The sequence below is a fragment of the Enterobacter cloacae complex sp. 2024EL-00227 genome (genome assembly GCF_043945315.1).
In the GTDB taxonomy this organism is placed as follows: domain Bacteria; phylum Pseudomonadota; class Gammaproteobacteria; order Enterobacterales; family Enterobacteriaceae; genus Enterobacter; species Enterobacter roggenkampii.
The window spans coordinates 413021-430567 of sequence record NZ_JBIMQP010000002.1 but is presented as its reverse complement, the minus strand read 5'-3'; the positions used below and the strand labels follow the sequence as shown (position 1 = coordinate 430567).

Genomic DNA, 17547 nt, shown 5'->3' with positions numbered 1-17547 from the left:
CATGCTGGAACTGAATTTCACCCAGACGCTGGGAAACCATACCCTGACGCTTAACGAGACGCTGCCTGCAAGCGGTATCACCGCCATCTTCGGCGTCTCGGGGGCGGGAAAAACGTCGCTGATAAATGCCATCAGCGGCCTGACGTGCCCGCAGTCAGGACGGATTGTATTGAATAACCGCGTCTTAAACGACGTGGAGAACAAGGTTTATCTCACGCCGGATAAACGCCGCATCGGCTATGTTTTCCAGGACGCGCGCTTATTCCCGCACTACAGCGTGCGCGGCAACCTGCGTTACGGCATGGCAAAAAGCATGGCCGGACAGTTTGATAAGCTGGTGACGCTTTTAGGCATTGAGCCACTGCTCGACAGACTGCCCTCATCGCTTTCCGGCGGAGAAAAACAGCGCGTAGCCATTGGCCGCGCGTTGCTGACCGCGCCCGAACTGCTGCTGCTCGACGAACCGCTGGCCTCGCTGGATATTCCGCGCAAACGTGAGCTCCTGCCCTACCTGCAGCGCCTGACGCGAGAAATTAATATTCCGATGCTCTACGTCAGCCATTCGCTGGATGAGATCCTCCATCTGGCCGACAAAGTGCTGGTGCTGGAAGAGGGCAGCGTCAAGGCCTTCGGCAACCTGGAAGAGGTGTGGGGCAGCAGCGTCATGCACCCCTGGTTACCCCGGGAACAGCAGAGCAGCATTCTGAAGGTGAGCGTGCTGGAACACCATCCGCACTACGCGATGACGGCGCTGGCGCTGGGCGATCAGCACCTGTGGGTCAATAAGATCGACAAGCCGTTGCAGTCCGCGCTGCGTATTCGTATTCAGGCATCTGACGTCTCGCTGGTGCTGCAGCCGCCGCTGCAAACCAGTATTCGAAATATCCTGCGCGCCAAAGTCGCGGAGTGTTTTGATGATAACGGCCAGGTGGAAGTGAAGCTCGAGGTGGGAAGCCGGACGCTCTGGGCGCGCATTAGCCCGTGGGCCAGGGATGAGTTAGGGATCAAACCCGGCCTGTGGCTTTACGCGCAAATTAAGAGCGTCTCGATCACCGCCTGATTACAGCAGGTGGGTATAAATATACTGCGCGATGCTGTCGGTGGTGTTGTCGCCAATCACCACGTTAGCGCGCGCTTTTACCGCGTCGTCGGCATTGCCCATCGCCACGCCCGTACCGACGGCTTCCAGCATGCTGATGTCGTTGTAGTTGTCGCCGAAGGCGATCGCGTCCTGCATTGACCAGCCCTGTGATTCCACATACTGCGTCAGACGCTTGCCTTTGCTGTTGCCTTTGCGGGCAATATCCACCTGATCGTGCCAGGACCACTCGCACTCCAGCCCCAGCGTTTCCTCGACGTGCTTCGCGAAGGTATTCAGTTTGGTCGTGTCTTCATCCGTCAGGGCGAATTTCCAGATAGCCTCAACGTCCTGGGCTGCCTGACGCAGCGAGGATACCTGGGTAAAGACCGGACGCTGCGCTTCAGGCAGGGACAACGCCCAGTTGCTGGTGCGCACCACGTGGCCGGTAGGGCGCTCGTAGACCATTGCGTTATCCACATACATCAGGCCGTGAATGGCATGCTCATCCAGCATATCAATCAGTTGCAGCGCCTGGGGAACCGGCAGCGGGTCGGAGGCTAAAACCTTTTTTGCCTGATAATCATACAAATAAGTGCCATTACAACAAATTGCAGGTGTATCTAACGCCAGTGCCTGATAAAAAGGGTGAATGGCTACGTGATGTCGACCCGTTACGATAAGGAGTTGATATCCCGCTTCCTGCGCGCGTTTAAGCGCTTCAAGGGAAGAGGGGAGAAGGGTTTTTTGCGGCGTCAGTAAGGTACCGTCTAAATCCAGAGCAATCACACGCGAGGTCATCTGTTTTCCCGGGTTAATATTGAATTTACGTTTTGATGGGATGGTACACCGAGAGGCGAAGGCTTCAAAATTCCTGTCGACAATTCAGCATTCACCGTCAAAAGTTAATTACTTTCATGCGCAGTGAGGAGTGAATATTCATGAAACAAACCGTTTATACCGCCAGTCCTGAAAGCCAGCAGATCCACGTCTGGCGCTTAAATACCGAAGGGACACTCACGCTGGTTCAGGTTGTTGATGTGCCAGGCCAGGTACAGCCGATGGTCATCAGCCCGGATAAACGTTTCTTGTACGTGGGTGTGCGCCCGGAGTTTCGCGTGCTGGCCTATCGCATCTCTCCGGACGACGGCGCGCTGACTTACACTGCCGAAGCGCCGCTGCCGGGCAGTCCAACCCATATCTCAACCGATCGTAAAGGCAACTTTGTCTTCAGCGGCTCGTATAATGCAGGCTGCGTCAGCGTAACGCGTCTGGAAGATGGCATTCCGGTCGAAACCGTGGATGTGGTGGAAGGGCTGGAAGGCTGCCACTCGGCGAATATCTCTCCGGATAACCGCACGCTGTGGGTGCCTGCCCTGAAGCAGGATCGTATCTGCCTGTTCACCCTGAGCGACGATGGTCACCTCGTGGCGCAGAATCCAGCTGAAGTCACGACGGTAGAAGGCGCGGGCCCGCGTCATATGGTCTTCCATCCGAACCAGCAGTACGCCTATGTGGTCAACGAACTGAACAGCTCCGTGGACGTATGGGAGCTGAAAGATCCAAACGGTCAGATTGAGTGCGTGCAGACGCTGGATATGATGCCGTCTGATTTCTCCGACACACGCTGGGCGGCGGATATTCACATTACGCCAAATGGCCGTCATTTGTACGCCTGTGACCGCACCTCCAGCCTGATCACCGTGTTTAGCGTTTCCGAAGACGGCAGCGTGCTGGCGATTGAAGGCTTCCAGCCGACGGAAACCCAGCCGCGCGGCTTTAATATCGATCACAGCGGCAAATACCTGATTGCGGCGGGGCAGAAATCCCACCACATCGCGCTGTATGAAATTAAAGGCGAGCAGGGGCTGCTGGAAGAGAAAGGGCGCTACGCCGTAGGCCAGGGGCCGATGTGGGTGGTGGTTAACGCTCACTAAGCGGCTTAAACAAAAAACCTCGCGAATGCGAGGTTTTTTTATGCCCGGTGGCAGTGCGTTTACCGGGCTTACATAACCTGTAGGCCGGGTAAGGCAAAGCCGCCACCCGGCAAAAGGACAGCTTACTGCTTCGGCTCAGCAACCACTTTGCTGCCCAGACCGCGGTTGTTGTACTCCCACATGCGGTTGAAGCTAGCGTCGTTCAGGTTGCGCTGCACGTTCCCTTTATCGTCCACCGCACCGGTATTGCCGGAGAACGGACGTTTAGAGATCGCCGCATCCGCCCACGGCTTCGCCATGTTGAAGCCTTCGTTGATCGCGCTGTCGCGGATCACAACCTGACCGTTGGTGGCTGAGTCCACGTCCAGGGAGCGTCCCAGCTGCGCCACGCCGTCACCGGCAGCGTTAAAGCGGCTGTTCACGGCCAGGAAGCCGAAGAAGAGGTTCGACGGGGTTGCCGGAGCAAACACGTAACCTTCCTGCTGGGTACGTGAGTTCACCACGCGGAAATCGGTGTTATCAAATACCACCGCGCCGCGGCCGGACACCAGATCCACGTCACCTTCAACGTAGCTGTTGGTTACCAGCGTACGGGTCAGACGGTTATTCTGCAGGGTGTTCTGCACGCCGCTGTTGGTCACGAAGAAGGTGTTCTGACGACCCAGAATGTTGACGTTGTTAATCTGCACCTTATCGCCATCGCTGCGCAGCGCGACGGCCTGGTGGTTACCGGCGTCAACGCTGTCGCCCAGGGTATTCTGAATGGTCAGGTTCTGCAGCTGCAGACCGTTATTCTGGGACCAGAACACCGCTGAGCACATCACGCCAACGGTGGCGGAACGCTTGCTCTGGCAGTTATCAAACATATACCACGCCGGTTTGCCCGGCATATATTTACCGGCCGGGTTCACCAGGTGACGCCAGGTGTTGCTGTCGATTTCAGAATCGATCGCCAGGCCAATTTTTACGTCGATTGCTTTTTCGCCCAGACCGTAAAGCGTAATGCTGCCCGGTGCAGCCGGAACATACACGGTGCCTTCATATTCGCCTGGCAGGATCGCGATGTACTGGCGAGACGCGCTGTGTTTCGTGATGGCAGCATCTACCGCAGCCTGAATCGAGGTATGCGTTACGCCCTGCGCACCTGCCGGGCCAACCACGAAGTCAGGCTGTTTCGGCAGGTTAATCGAAGACGGGGTCCACGGCGCAGCGTTAGGATCCATCGACGAGAAGTAGTGCGCACGGTCGAAGTTCTTCGCTTCATCAGCGGACAAAATCGGGCGGGAGGCGGTACCGGGCGCGACCTGCTCAGAAGGGCGCTGATCCGGTGGGGTTGAACTGCATGCGGATAAGGTCACGCCAAAGGCGAGCGCTAACGCCAGACGGGAAATCCTGGAAATGTTCAAGGTGAAGCTCCTGGGTATGCAAGTCTTTACGGGATAGACGAAATAGCCTGCTTTTTTATACTAAGTTGAGCGAAACGGGAAGATAAAAAGGGTAAAAGTTGCATTTTTGGCCCTGGAGCGGCGGGTAAGTGATCACAAATAAATAACATTTTCCGCAAAGTCGGTTGACAGCAGACAACAGATGAAAATAAATGTCTATACAACCCATGACAAGTGGAAAGCCCATGCAGCAGATTCATCCTGACGATGTGATATGGCGAAATGCGCGACTGGCTACGATGGCGCCGGACGTCCGTGCGCCCTATGGACTGAAAGATCAACACGCCCTGGTTATACGGGGTCAAACTATCCTGGCCGTGATACCTGAATCTGACATTCCGGCCGGACACACTCACTGTGTCGATCTTCAGGGTCGTCTGGTCACCCCGGGCCTGATTGATTGCCATACCCACCTGGTGTTTGGCGGCGATCGCGCGGCGGAGTGGGAGCAGCGTCTGAACGGTGTCTCTTATCAAACCATCAGCGCCCAGGGGGGCGGGATTAACGCGACCGTGACGGCGACGCGCAGCAGTTCACCCGAAACCCTGCTTAAGTTGGCACAGCAGCGGCTTCAGCGTCTGATAAATGAAGGCGTCACCACGATTGAAATCAAATCGGGATACGGCCTCAACGCCGAGGCCGAAGAGAAAATGCTGCAGGTCGCACGCCAGCTGAGCCTCAATAATCCGATCGATATCAGCCCAACGCTGCTGGCGGCCCATGCCGTTCCGCCGGAATACCGACAGGATCCGGATGCCTACCTCACGCTGGTCTGCGAGCAAATATTGCCCACGCTGTGGCAAAAAGAGTTGTTTGAAGCTGTCGACGTGTTCTGTGAAAACGTCGGCTTTACCCCGTCGCAAACCGAGCGCCTCTTCAAGGCGGCGACCGCGCTCGGTATTCCGGTGAAAGGGCACGTCGAGCAGCTGTCGAATCAGGGCGGTGCGGCATTGGTCAGCCGGTATAAAGGACGCTCCGCCGATCATATCGAATATCTTGACGACGCAGGCGTTCAGGCGATGGCGCAAAGCGGCACGGTGGCGGTCCTGTTGCCGGGCGCGTTCTATTTTCTGCAGGAGCGCCAGCGTCCGCCGGTGGAACAGCTCAGAAAACAGGGCGTGCCAGTGGCGGTCGCCACCGACTATAACCCCGGCACCAGCCCGTTTGCCAGCCTGCACCTGGCGATGAACATGGCCTGCGTCCAGTTTGGCCTGACGCCCGAGGAAGCCTGGGCTGGCGTCACGCGCCATGCCGCGCAGGCGCTGGGCCGCGGTGAAACCCACGGACAGCTGCGGGCCGGGTTTGTCGCCGATTTCATCGTCTGGGATGCACACCATCCGGTAGAGATGGTCTACGAGCCGGGACGCAATCCGCTGTATCAACGTATTTTCCGTGGGGAGGCAGTATGAGGTTATGGCGGCCCGTCGCCGAAACGGTCTGGCAGGGGCGCGACGACAGCGCCGAGGCCAGCAACGCAACGCGCATTTTCCAGACGATACGGCAGCAGGGAGCGTTCACGCCGCTGGCATCCGGCATTGCGCTGATAGGCTTTGAATGTGATGCAGGGGTAAAACGTAATCAGGGCAGGCCCGGCGCCGTGCAGGCGCCTGATGTGCTGCGTAAGGCGCTGGCAAATATGGCAAGCCATCCGGGACACGAGCGGCTGGCGGATATGGGGTCGGTTTACGTTGAAGGTGACGAGCTGGAAGCGGCACAGCAGGCGTTAAGCGATGCCGTGACAGCCTGCCAGCGGTCCGGGATGCGCACGCTGGTCTTTGGCGGCGGACACGAAACCGCGTGGGCGCACGGTCGCGGCGTGCTGGACGCCTTCCCGAACGAGCGGGTGGTCATTATCAACCTGGATGCCCATCTCGATCTGCGCAAGGCCGACCGGGCGACGTCCGGCACGCCGTTTCGCCAGCTGGCGCACTACTGCGATGAGCGCGGGCGGGCATTTCAGTACGCCTGTTTTGGCGTGAGCCGGGCGGCGAACACGCAGGCGCTGTGGGATGAGGCTGAACGCCTGAACGTCACGCTGGTGGAGGATCTCCATTTCAGGCGCGATGCGCTATCCGCGCTGGAAAAGGTGCTGGCCCAGGCCGATCGCGTCTACCTGACAATCGATCTGGACGTCCTGCCCGCCAGCGAAATGCCTGCCGTTTCCGCTCCGGCTGCGTTAGGCATACCGGCACTGGATCTCCTCCCCGTTATCGAACAAATCTGCCGTAGCGGTAAGCTACAGGCCGCCGATCTGGTAGAGTTTAACCCGCAGTTCGATCGGGACGGGCAGGGCGCAAAGCTTGCCGCCCGTCTGGCCTGGCAAATTGCTCACTGGTGGGCATAACACTATTCAAGGAGTCACGATGTTTTCACGCTCACCCCTGCCGCCGTCGAGCCCTCCCGCGCCTTTCTACGAAAAGGTGAAGCAGGCGATCAGCGAAAAAATCGCCACCGGCGTCTGGCGGCCGCACGACCGCATTCCCTCGGAGGCCGAGCTGGTGGCGCAGTTTGGTTTTAGCCGGATGACCATCAACCGGGCGCTGCGCGAGCTGACCGACGAAGGGCTTCTGGTACGCCTGCAGGGCGTCGGGACGTTTGTGGCGGAGCCGAAAGGGCAGTCCGCCCTGTTTGAAATCCGCAGCATTGCGGACGAGATTGCCGCGCGTAATCATCAGCACCGCTGTGAGGTGCTGGTGCTCGAAGAGACTCAAGCCAGCGCCGAGCAGGCGGTAGAGCTGAATGTTAAAGAAGGCAGCCGGATCTTCCACTCGGTGATGGTGCATTTCGAAAACGACATTCCGGTGCAGATTGAGGATCGCTGCGTGAACGCCGAACGGATACCGGACTATCTGAACCAGGATTACACCCAGACCACACCGCATGCCTATCTCTCGCTCGTCGCACCGCTGACGGAAGGGGAGCACATTGTGGAAGCCGTGCGCGCCACGCCGCAGGAGTGCGAACGGCTGCGCATTAAAGAGCACGACCCGTGCCTGCTGATCCGCCGTCGAACCTGGTCCTCGTCGCACATCGTGTCACATGCCCGGCTGCTTTTCCCGGGGAACCGTTACCGGCTGCAGGGCCACTTTATGTCATAAGTTTTATAAGCGTGATCGCTAACGCAATATAACAAAATTGTATCTTTTTTGTTAAATCTGACCTTGTGTGTGCTTGTCTATACAAGTATATCTAAATGCATCATCTGTCCCGTATAGGAGCACACAATGTCGTCAGGTAAATACCGCCAGCAGGACGTCCGCGCCGCGCGCGGCACCACCCTTACTGCCAAAAGCTGGCTCACCGAAGCCCCGCTGCGCATGTTGATGAACAACCTTGATCCTGAGGTGGCGGAAAACCCCCACGAGCTGGTGGTCTACGGCGGCATAGGCCGCGCCGCGCGCAACTGGGAATGCTATGACGCCATTGTTAAGGCACTGACCGAACTCGAAAACGACGAAACCCTGCTGGTGCAGTCCGGCAAGCCGGTTGGCGTGTTTAAAACCCACAAAAACGCCCCGCGCGTGCTGATCGCCAACTCTAACCTCGTGCCGCACTGGGCCACCTGGGAACACTTCAACGAACTCGACGCGAAAGGGCTGGCGATGTATGGCCAGATGACCGCCGGGAGCTGGATCTACATCGGCAGCCAGGGGATCGTGCAGGGGACCTACGAAACCTTCGTGGAGGCCGGTCGCCAGCACTACAACGGCTCGCTGAAAGGCCGCTGGGTATTGACCGCCGGTCTCGGCGGGATGGGCGGCGCGCAGCCGCTGGCCGCCACGCTGGCCGGCGCGTGCTCGCTGAACATTGAGTGCCAGCAGAGCCGCATTGATTTCCGTCTGCGTACCCGTTACGTCGACGAACAGGCCGAGAATCTCGATGACGCGCTGGCGCGCATCAAAAAGTACACGTCCGAAGGCAAAGCGGTGTCGATTGCCCTGTGCGGCAACGCGGCGGACATTCTTCCTGAACTCGTTGCCCGCGGCGTGCGCCCGGATCTGGTCACCGACCAGACCAGCGCCCATGACCCGCTGCACGGCTACCTGCCAAAAGGCTGGACGTGGGAAGCCTACCAGCAAAAAGCGGAAACCGATCCGGAAGGCACGGTGCTTGCCGCGAAACGCGCCATGGCGGAACACGTCTCCGCGATGCTGGCCTTCAGCCAGATGGGCATTCCGACCTTTGACTACGGCAACAACATCCGCCAGATGGCGAAAGAGATGGGCGTGAGTAACGCCTTCGACTTCCCCGGCTTCGTCCCGGCCTATATCCGCCCGCTGTTCTGCCGCGGCATCGGTCCGTTCCGCTGGGTTGCCCTGTCCGGTGACCCGGAGGATATCTACAAAACCGACGCCAAAGTGAAGGAGATCGTCGCCGATGACGAGCATCTTCACCACTGGCTGGACATGGCCCGCGAGCGCATTAACTTCCAGGGCCTGCCGGCGCGTATCTGCTGGGTAGGGCTGGAGTGGCGTCAAAAACTGGGCCTCGCCTTCAACGAAATGGTGCGCAACGGTGAAGTTTCCGCGCCGATCGTCATCGGCCGAGACCACCTGGACTCCGGCTCCGTCGCCAGCCCGAACCGCGAAACCGAAGCCATGCGCGACGGCTCGGACGCGGTCTCCGACTGGCCATTGCTGAACGCCCTGCTCAACACCGCCAGCGGCGCGACCTGGGTGTCGCTGCACCACGGCGGCGGCGTGGGAATGGGCTTCTCCCAGCATTCCGGGATGGTCATCGTCTGCGACGGTACCGATGAAGCCGCCGCGCGTATCGCTCGCGTGCTCCACAACGACCCGGCCACCGGCGTGATGCGTCACGCGGATGCGGGTTACGAGATTGCCATTGACTGTGCCAAAGAGCAGGGACTTAACCTGCCGATGATCCCTGCCACACAAGGAAAGCATGAATGAACGCGTTAACACTCACTCCCGGCTCACTGACGCTCAAGCAGCTGCGTAACGTCTGGCGTCAGCCGGTCACCCTGTCGCTTGATGAAAGCGCCCACGCCGCCATTAACGACAGCGTCGCCTGCGTTGAAGCCATCGTTGCCGAAGGGCGCACGGCTTACGGGATTAATACCGGCTTTGGGCTGCTGGCGCAGACCCGCATCGCGACGCACGATCTGGAAAACCTGCAGCGTTCGCTGGTGCTGTCGCACGCGGCGGGCGTGGGTCAGCCGCTTGACGATGAGATTGTCCGTCTGATGATGGTGCTCAAAATCAACAGCCTGGCGCGCGGTTTCTCGGGCATTCGCCTGAGCGTGATTCAGGCGCTGATGGCGCTGGTGAATGCGGAGGTCTATCCGTGGATCCCGGCGAAGGGCTCCGTCGGTGCCTCCGGCGATCTCGCGCCGCTGGCGCACATGTCGCTGCTGCTGCTGGGCGAAGGCAAAGCGCGTTGGCAGGGCGAGTGGCTGCCTGCGAAAGAGGCGCTGAAAAAAGCCGGCTTAACGCCGATCACGCTGGCGGCGAAAGAGGGGCTGGCGTTGCTGAACGGTACCCAGGCATCGACCGCCTTCGCGCTGCGCGGCCTGTTTGAAGCGGAAGATCTGTTTGCCTCGGCGGTGGTGTGCGGTGCGCTGACCACCGAAGCGGTGCTGGGCTCGCGTCGCCCGTTCGATGCCCGCATCCACGAGGTGCGCGGTCAGCGGGGACAGATTGATGCCGCCGCGATGTACCGTCACGTGCTTACCGACACCAGCGAAATTGCCGATTCACACCATAACTGCGAAAAGGTGCAGGATCCGTATTCCCTGCGCTGCCAGCCGCAGGTGATGGGCGCGTGCCTGACGCAGCTGCGCCAGGCGGCGGAGGTGCTGCTGGTGGAGGCCAACGCGGTGTCCGATAACCCGCTGGTGTTCGCCCAGGAAAACGAGGTGGTCTCCGGGGGCAACTTCCACGCCGAGCCGGTGGCAATGGCGGCGGATAATATCGCGCTGGCGATTGCCGAAGTCGGCGCGTTGTCCGAGCGCCGCATCGCGCTGATGATGGATAAACACATGTCCCAGCTGCCACCGTTCCTGGTGCGTAACGGCGGGGTCAACTCGGGCTTTATGATTGCTCAGGTGACGGCCGCAGCGCTGGCAAGCGAGAACAAGGCGCTGTCGCACCCGCACAGCGTGGACAGCCTGCCAACGTCTGCAAACCAGGAAGATCACGTTTCGATGGCACCGGCTGCCGGGCGTCGTCTGTGGGAGATGGCCTCCAACACCCGCGGCGTGCTGGCGGTGGAATGGCTGGCGGCAAGTCAGGGTATCGATCTGCGTGAAGGGCTCAAATCCAGCCCGCTGCTGGAGCAGGCGCGCCAGGTGCTGCGCGAGCACGTCACGCATTACGATGATGACCGCTTCTTTGCCCCGGATATTGATAAGGCGATGCAGCTTCTGGAAGAAGGGCGGCTGGTGGGGCTGCTACCTTCGGTGCTGTGATTTTTTTGCCCGGTGGCGCTGCGCTTACCGGGCCTACGAGTGCGAAATCCAGGCCGGGTAAGGCGTAGCCGCCACCCGGCTTTTTTTACGAATACATCGCCGTAATCGACGCGCTCCCCAGGGAATGGAAATGCACGTTAAACCCGACCATCGCGCCGCTCGCGCCTTCATCGACGTCAATCTTCTCCACGTCCAGCGCGTGCACCGTGAAGATATAGCGGTGAGTTTCCCCTTTTGGCGGCGCCGCGCCGCCGTAGCCCGCTTTACCAAAGTCAGTTCGCGTCTGAATGGCACCTTCAGGCAGGGCAACCAGGTCTGAACCGGAACCCTGCGGCAGCACGCGCGTGTCGGCAGGCAGGTTTGCCACGATCCAGTGCCACCATCCGGAACCGGTTGGCGCATCCGGGTCATAGCAGGTCACGACAAAGCTTTTGGTGCCTGCCGGAACCTCGTCCCACGCCAGGTGCGGGGAGATGTTATCCCCCTGATAGCCCATGCCGTTGAAAACGTGCCGTTCCGGCAGCTTTTCACCGTCGCGCAGATCTTTACTGATGATTTTCATACGGTTTACCCTCGTTGATCGCTCGTTCAGCAAGTGTAATGCATTGGGTTAAATCGTGAAATGCGCGGGAATGTTAACGGCTGTTACAACCGCGTCGGTTAATTTTCGAAGCTGCTCTGGCGTGATGCTGTACGGCGGCATCAGATAGATAAGCTTGCCGAAAGGCCGGACCCACACGCCCTTGTCCACGAAGAAGCGCTGCAGCGCCGCCATATTCACCGGATGGGTGGTTTCAATCACCCCAATGGCGCCCAGCACGCGCACGTCCGCCACGAAATTCGCGCCCGAGGCGGCGCTCAGTTCCGCTTTCAGCTGCGCTTCTATCGCCGCAACCTGCGTCTGCCACTCGCCGCTCTCCAGAATCGCAAGGCTTTCACTCGCCACGGCGCAGGCCAGCGGGTTACCCATAAACGTCGGGCCGTGCATAAAGCAGCCGGCTTCACCGTCGCTGATGGTGTCGGCCACCTGGCGGGTCGTGAGCGTGGCGGAGAGCGTCATGGTGCCGCCCGTCAGCGCTTTACCGAGGCACAGAATATCCGGGGCGATACCCGCATGTTCGCAGGCAAACAGCTTGCCGGTGCGGCCAAAGCCGGTGGCGATCTCATCGGCAATCAGCAGAATGCCCTCGCGGTCGCACATCCTGCGAATACGCCTCAGCCATTCCGGATGGTACATCCGCATACCGCCCGCGCCCTGCACGATCGGTTCAAGAATGACGGCAGCAATCTCGTGACGATGTGCCGCCATCAGCCGCGCGAAGCCGACCATGTCCATCTCGTTCCACTCGCCGTCGAAGCGGCTCTGCGGCGCCGGGGCGAACAGGTTTTCCGGCAGATACCCCTTCCACAGGCTGTGCATGGAGTTATCCGGATCGCACACCGACATCGCCCCGAAGGTATCCCCGTGATAGCCGTTGCGGAAGGTGAGGAAACGTTGGCGCACTTCGCCCTTCGCGTGCCAGTACTGCAGCGCCATTTTCATCGCCACTTCCACCGCCACGGAGCCGGAATCGGCCAGGAAGACGCACTCCAGCGAGTCAGGCGTCATCGCCACCAGACGGCGGCATAAATCCACCGCGGGCTGATGGGTGATCCCGCCAAACATCACGTGCGACATCTGGTCAATCTGCGTCTTCATCGCCGCGTTCAGGCGCGGGTGGTTGTACCCGTGAATGGCCGCCCACCAGGAGGACATCCCGTCAACCAGCCGCTCGCCGCTGGCGAGGTGCAGCTCGCAGCCGTGGGCGGAGGCCACCGGATAGACGGGAAGGGGGCGGGTGGTGGAGGTGTAAGGGTGCCAGATATGCTGCTTGTCGAAGGCGAGATCGTCCTGGGTCATAATCGACTTGTAAACCATTTTGAAAAGTTTTAGGTTTACGAGTATAAACCGAACCGAAAATTAACAAAACCCTTTGGAGAAGCCCGATGGCTCACCACGCACGCTGGACGATGTCGCAAGTTACTGAATTATTCAACAAACCTTTCCTTGAGCTGATGTTCGAAGCCCAACAGGTGCATCGCCAGCACTTCGATCCCCGCCATGTTCAGGTCAGCACGCTGCTGTCGATCAAGACCGGCGCCTGCCCCGAAGACTGCAAATACTGCCCGCAGAGCGCGCGCTACAAAACCGGCCTGGAGTCAGAGCGCCTGATGGAGGTCGAGCAGGTCCTCGACTCCGCGCGCAAGGCGAAAAACGCCGGTTCAACCCGCTTCTGCATGGGCGCGGCGTGGAAGAACCCGCACGATCGCGACATGCCGTATCTGGAGCAGATGGTGAAGGGCGTGAAGGAGATGGGCCTCGAAGCCTGCATGACCCTCGGCACGCTCAACGAGGAGCAGGCGCAGCGCCTCTCGGCCGCGGGGCTGGATTACTACAACCACAACCTCGATACCTCGCCGGAATTTTACGGCAATATCATCACCACCCGTACCTACCAGGAGCGTCTGGATACGCTGGATAAAGTGCGTGACGCGGGGATCAAGGTCTGCTCCGGCGGCATCGTGGGCTTAGGCGAGACGGTGAAAGACCGCGCGGGCCTGCTGCTGCAGCTGGCGAACCTGCCGACCCCGCCGGAAAGCGTGCCGATCAACATGCTGGTGAAGGTCAAGGGCACGCCGCTGGCGGATAACGAGGACGTGGATGCGTTTGATTTTATCCGCACCATCGCGGTGGCGCGCATCATGATGCCAACGTCTTACGTTCGCCTCTCTGCGGGCCGCGAGCAGATGAACGAGCAGACTCAGGCGATGTGCTTTATGGCCGGGGCCAACTCCATCTTCTACGGCTGCAAGCTGCTGACCACGCCGAACCCGGAAGAGGACAAAGACGTTCAGCTGTTCCGCAAGCTGGGGCTGAACCCGCACCAGACCGAGGTGCTGACGGGCGATAACGAGCAACAGCAGCAGCTGGAGCAGCAGATTTTTAACGCCGACACCGACCAGTTCTACAACGCGGCAGCCGTATGACCTGGCAGGCACGTATCAACTCTGCGCTCGACGACCGTCGGGCGGCAGAGGCATTTCGCGTTCGCAGGGTGGTGGAAAACGGCGCGGGCCGTTTTCTTACCGGTGAAGGCCAGCAGTTCTGCAATTTCTCCAGCAACGACTATCTCGGGCTGAGCCAGCATCCGGCCATTATCCGCGCCTGGCAGCAGGGCGCGGAGCGGTTTGGCGTGGGCAGCGGCGGATCGGGACACGTCAGCGGATACACCACGGCGCATCAGGCGCTGGAAGAGGCGCTTGCCGACTGGCTGGGCTACCCGCGCGCGCTGCTGTTTATCTCCGGCTTTGCCGCCAACCAGGCGGTCATCACGGCCCTGATGGGCAAGGACGATCGCATTGTCGCCGATCGCTTAAGCCACGCCTCCCTGCTGGAGGCGGCAAATTTAAGCCCGGCGCAGCTGCGGCGTTTTGCCCATAACGATGCGGGGCAGCTTGCTGCGCTGCTGGATAAACCCTGCGACGGACAACAGCTGGCGGTCACGGAAGGGGTGTTCAGCATGGACGGCGACAGCGCGCCGCTTGCCGCGCTGCACGAGGCCGCAAAGCGGCAGAACGCCTGGCTGCTGGTGGACGATGCCCACGGCACTGGCGTGATGGGCGACGAAGGGCGCGGGAGCGCATACCAGCAAAACGTGAAGCCGGAGCTGTTGATTGTCACCTTCGGCAAAGGCTTTGGCGTCAGCGGCGCCGCCGTGCTGTGCAGCGAATCCGTCGCCGACTATCTGCTGCAGTTTGCCCGACACCTGATTTACAGCACCAGCATGCCCCCGGCGCAGGCCGTAGCGCTGTCGGCGTCGCTGGCGGTGATACGCAGCGCAGAAGGGGAGGAGCGTCGCCAGCGGCTGGCAGAGCATATTGCGCGCTTCCGTCAGGGACTCGCGGCGCTGCCTTTCCACAGTCCCGACTCGCAGAGCGCTATCCAGCCGGTGATTGTCGGTGAAAACGGCCGCGCGCTGGCACTGGCACAGGCGCTGCGCCAGCGGGGCATGTGGGTCACGGCCATCCGCCCGCCCACCGTCCCACCGGGCACGGCGCGGCTGCGCTTAACCCTGACGGCGGCGCATGAAGCACAGGATATTGAGACGTTGCTGGAGGCGCTCCATGATGCCGGTGAATAAGCAGGCCATCGCGGCCGCATTTGGCCGCGCCGCGCAGAGCTATTCGCAGCATGATGAGCTGCAGCGTTTGAGCGCGCAGGGGCTTCTGGCCGCCCTTGGCGAGAACGGTTTTCCACAGGTGCTGGACGCCGGCTGTGGTCCCGGCAGCAACAGCCGCTACTGGCGCGGGGCGGGAAGCCAGGTGACGGCTATCGATCTCTCAGCCCGGATGCTGGAAGAGGCACGCCAGCGGCAGGCGGCAGATCGTTATCTGCTGGCCGATATCGAGGCGATCCCGCTGGCGGACGCGCAGTTCGATCTGGTCTGGAGCCATCTGGCGGTTCAGTGGTGCAGCAGCCTGCCGCAGGCCCTGCGCGAGCTTTATCGCGTGGCGCGGCCGGGCGGGAAGGTGGCCTTTACCACCCTGCTGGAAAGTTCGCTGCTGGAGCTGAATCAGGCCTGGCGGGCAGTCGATGAACAGCCGCACGCTAACCGGTTTTTATCGCATGAGCAGGTGACGCAGGCGCTGGCAGGCTGGCGCTATCGCAGCACGGTGCAGACCATCACGCTCAATTTTAGCGATGCGTTCAGCGCCATGCGTTCGCTGAAGGGCATCGGCGCCACGCACCTGCATACCGGACGCGAGAAAAAACCGCTTACCCGGGGGCAGCTGCAGCGCCTTGAGCTGGCCTGGCCGCAGCAGCGGGGGCATTTCCCGCTCTCCTATCAACTTTTTCATGGGGTTATCGAACGTGACTGAACGTTATTTTGTCACCGGCACGGACACAGAAGTGGGCAAAACGGTTGCCAGCACGGCATTGCTGCAGGCGGCACGGCTGCTCGGGAAAAACACCGCCGGGTATAAGCCCGTGGCGTCCGGCAGCGAGATGACGGCGGAAGGGTTACGCAACACCGACGCGCTGGCGCTCCAGCGTAACAGCACGCGTGAACTCGCCTATTCTGCAGTGAATCCGTACACCTTTGCCGAACCGACCTCGCCGCACATTGTCAGCGCTGATGAAGGCCGTCCGATTGATTTCGCCGTGCTGTCTGCCGGACTGCGGACGCTGGAAAATCAGGCCGACTGGGTGCTGGTGGAAGGGGCCGGCGGCTGGTTTACGCCGCTTTCAGACACGCAGACGTTTGCTGACTGGGTGCAGGCCGAGCAGCTTCCGGTCATTCTTGTCGTCGGCGTCAAGCTGGGCTGCATCAATCACGCCATGTTGACCGCACAGGCCGTACAGCAGGCCGGGCTGCGTCTTGCGGGCTGGATAGCCAACGACGTGGTTGCGCCGGGTAAACGCCATCAGGCGTATCTGGCGACGCTCAGGCGCGTCCTTCCCGCGCCGTGCCTCGGGGAGATCCCCTGGCTGGCTGACGGCGCGGAAAATGCCGAAACCGGACGTTATCTCGATCTCAGCGTTTTGCTTCCCGCGACATCCAGTGAGCGATAAGCTCGTCATCCAGTTCGTTAACGTGGCCCTGCGCCACGTTACGCCCGCGATAGAGCAGACAGAAACGGTCCGCCACCCGGCGGATAAACGACAGCTGCTGCTCCGCTAACAGCACCGTCATCCCTAACTCCCGGTTTAAGCGCCCCAGCAGCTGCACCAGCTTCTGGGCAACGCTGTGCCCCGCGCCGTGCAGCGGTTCATCCAGGATCAGCAGGTGAGGGCGGTTCACCAGCGCATTAGCCAGCGCCAGCTGATACTGGTCGTCCGGAGAGAGCGTGTTGGCGCGGGTTCGTCGCAAGGCATAGAGCGCCGGGAACAGGTCGTAAACGTCATTTTTCGCCTCCGGGTTCGGTTTCCCCGTCGCCCGCATGGCGATATGCAGGTTCTCCTCAATCGTGAGCTGGGAGAAGATCCGCCTGTCCTGCGAGACATAGCCTATCCCCGGCCCGGAACGCTGTTCTGGCGGCGGGTTGAGCAAATCGCGCGGCGGCGCGCCCGCCTCATACCAGATGATGCTGCCGCTTTCGACGGGCACTTTCCCGGCGATGCAATTCATGAGGGTGGTTTTTCCCATCCCCGGCAGGCCAACGACGCCTGTACACATCCCTTGCGGAAAATCTAAATCCACATTCCATAGCGTATGTTGACTTCCGTAAAACTGATTCACTGCACGCAGGCTCAACATCTTTCTCTCCTTAAAAATGTGTGTAGGTGTGGCTCGTTGTTAAACTGCAAAACCCCTGCCATAAAGCGGAAAGTGATTAAAAAAGCGTCTTTTTTAGGAATAAGTCACAGAAGCGCGGGGGATAAAAAGGGGGATTGCACATCGACGGTGCCGACGGTGGTGAGTTGTGGTGCAGAGCCAGAAATGATGGAAATGTGAGCAAGATCTCGTCAGTTGGTTATGAATGACGCGACTGTTAATCAGCAAAAAAGAGCTATAAAAATTTTTTGCTGCCGCCTCGTGGGAAAATCCGGGAATTTGCAGAGCGCCAGTCTGTATGGGCTGGAAGCAGTTATCCACTATTCCTGTGGATAACCAT

Annotated in this window: 16 protein-coding genes; 11 read left to right on the top strand and 5 right to left on the bottom strand. The window is 60.2% G+C overall.

All coding sequences use genetic code 11. The annotated features are described in order from the left end of the window. The first annotated feature begins 1 nt into the window (after nucleotide 1). Nucleotides 2-1060 (top strand): molybdenum ABC transporter ATP-binding protein ModC, encoded by a 1059-nt coding sequence (gene modC, locus ACHH0Z_RS04990; RefSeq protein ID WP_045405889.1) that lies wholly within the window; start codon nucleotides 2-4, stop codon nucleotides 1058-1060. Here modC and ACHH0Z_RS04985 read toward each other — a convergent pair whose 3' ends face one another. After that, nucleotides 1061-1879 (bottom strand): pyridoxal phosphatase, encoded by an 819-nt coding sequence (locus ACHH0Z_RS04985; protein WP_045405892.1) that lies wholly within the window; start codon nucleotides 1877-1879, stop codon nucleotides 1061-1063. It abuts the gene before it with no gap. A 140-nt stretch (nucleotides 1880-2019) separates the two neighbouring features. Here ACHH0Z_RS04985 and pgl point away from each other — a divergent pair, with 140 nt between their 5' ends. After that, a complete protein-coding gene (gene pgl / locus ACHH0Z_RS04980; RefSeq protein WP_023292974.1) occupies nucleotides 2020-3015 on the top strand; it encodes a 6-phosphogluconolactonase in 996 nt (331 codons plus the stop codon). A gap of 122 nt (nucleotides 3016-3137) precedes the next feature. Here the strand turns inward: pgl and ACHH0Z_RS04975 are convergent, their stop codons facing one another. Further along, on the bottom strand, nucleotides 3138-4421 hold the full coding sequence (locus tag ACHH0Z_RS04975; protein WP_045405894.1) for a putative acyl-CoA thioester hydrolase: 1284 nt from the start codon (nucleotides 4419-4421) through the stop codon (nucleotides 3138-3140). A gap of 224 nt (nucleotides 4422-4645) precedes the next feature. Here ACHH0Z_RS04975 and hutI point away from each other — a divergent pair, with 224 nt between their 5' ends. From hutI to hutH, 5 genes are all read left to right on the top strand, one after another. Beyond that, nucleotides 4646-5869, top strand: coding sequence for an imidazolonepropionase (gene hutI / locus ACHH0Z_RS04970; protein ID WP_045405897.1), 1224 nt, complete (start codon nucleotides 4646-4648; stop codon nucleotides 5867-5869). Continuing rightward, nucleotides 5866-6804 carry a formimidoylglutamase gene (gene hutG, locus ACHH0Z_RS04965; protein ID WP_045405899.1) on the top strand — a complete coding sequence of 313 codons (939 nt, stop codon included), beginning with the start codon at nucleotides 5866-5868 and terminating at the stop codon, nucleotides 6802-6804. The genes hutI and hutG overlap by 4 nt, the downstream gene beginning before the upstream one ends. Before the next feature lie 19 nt (nucleotides 6805-6823). Further along, nucleotides 6824-7558 carry a histidine utilization repressor gene (locus tag ACHH0Z_RS04960; protein ID WP_023343612.1) on the top strand — a complete coding sequence of 245 codons (735 nt, stop codon included), beginning with the start codon at nucleotides 6824-6826 and terminating at the stop codon, nucleotides 7556-7558. Between the two features lie 126 nt (nucleotides 7559-7684). Beyond that, a complete protein-coding gene (hutU, locus tag ACHH0Z_RS04955; RefSeq protein WP_045405901.1) occupies nucleotides 7685-9373 on the top strand; it encodes a urocanate hydratase in 1689 nt (562 codons plus the stop codon). Next, complete coding sequence (gene hutH / locus ACHH0Z_RS04950) at nucleotides 9370-10890, top strand: histidine ammonia-lyase (RefSeq protein WP_032656312.1); 1521 nt, start codon at nucleotides 9370-9372, stop codon at nucleotides 10888-10890. Before hutU ends, hutH begins: the two co-directional genes overlap by 4 nt. 85 nt (nucleotides 10891-10975) lie before the next feature. Here hutH and ACHH0Z_RS04945 read toward each other — a convergent pair whose 3' ends face one another. Together ACHH0Z_RS04945 and bioA are read right to left on the bottom strand one after the other, a co-directional pair. Then, nucleotides 10976-11452: a kinase inhibitor gene (locus ACHH0Z_RS04945; RefSeq protein ID WP_032674406.1), complete on the bottom strand. Its 477-nt coding sequence runs from the start codon at nucleotides 11450-11452 to the stop codon at nucleotides 10976-10978. Nucleotides 11453-11500: 48 nt separating this feature from the next. Further along, nucleotides 11501-12790 carry an adenosylmethionine--8-amino-7-oxononanoate transaminase gene (gene bioA / locus ACHH0Z_RS04940; protein ID WP_045405903.1) on the bottom strand — a complete coding sequence of 430 codons (1290 nt, stop codon included), beginning with the start codon at nucleotides 12788-12790 and terminating at the stop codon, nucleotides 11501-11503. Between the two features lie 86 nt (nucleotides 12791-12876). On the opposite strand from bioA, the gene bioB reads away from it, so the two are divergent. From bioB to bioD, 4 genes are read left to right on the top strand one after another with little or no spacing between them, the layout of a single operon-like run. After that, a complete protein-coding gene (bioB, locus tag ACHH0Z_RS04935) occupies nucleotides 12877-13917 on the top strand; it encodes a biotin synthase BioB (protein WP_008501133.1) in 1041 nt (346 codons plus the stop codon). Next, nucleotides 13914-15071: an 8-amino-7-oxononanoate synthase gene (gene bioF, locus ACHH0Z_RS04930; protein WP_045405905.1), complete on the top strand. Its 1158-nt coding sequence runs from the start codon at nucleotides 13914-13916 to the stop codon at nucleotides 15069-15071. Before bioB ends, bioF begins: the two co-directional genes overlap by 4 nt. After that, nucleotides 15055-15810, top strand: coding sequence for a malonyl-ACP O-methyltransferase BioC (bioC, locus tag ACHH0Z_RS04925; RefSeq protein WP_045405907.1), 756 nt, complete (start codon nucleotides 15055-15057; stop codon nucleotides 15808-15810). Before bioF ends, bioC begins: the two co-directional genes overlap by 17 nt. Further along, nucleotides 15803-16504 (top strand): dethiobiotin synthase, encoded by a 702-nt coding sequence (gene bioD / locus ACHH0Z_RS04920; RefSeq protein ID WP_023343618.1) that lies wholly within the window; start codon nucleotides 15803-15805, stop codon nucleotides 16502-16504. Before bioC ends, bioD begins: the two co-directional genes overlap by 8 nt. On the opposite strand, the gene ACHH0Z_RS04915 is transcribed toward bioD, so the two are convergent. After that, the gene (locus ACHH0Z_RS04915; protein WP_008501137.1) at nucleotides 16467-17189 is read right to left on the bottom strand and encodes an ABC transporter ATP-binding protein; all 723 of its coding nucleotides are present in this window, start codon (nucleotides 17187-17189) and stop codon (nucleotides 16467-16469) included. The genes bioD and ACHH0Z_RS04915 overlap by 38 nt on opposite strands. Between the last annotated feature and the right edge of the window lie 358 nt (nucleotides 17190-17547).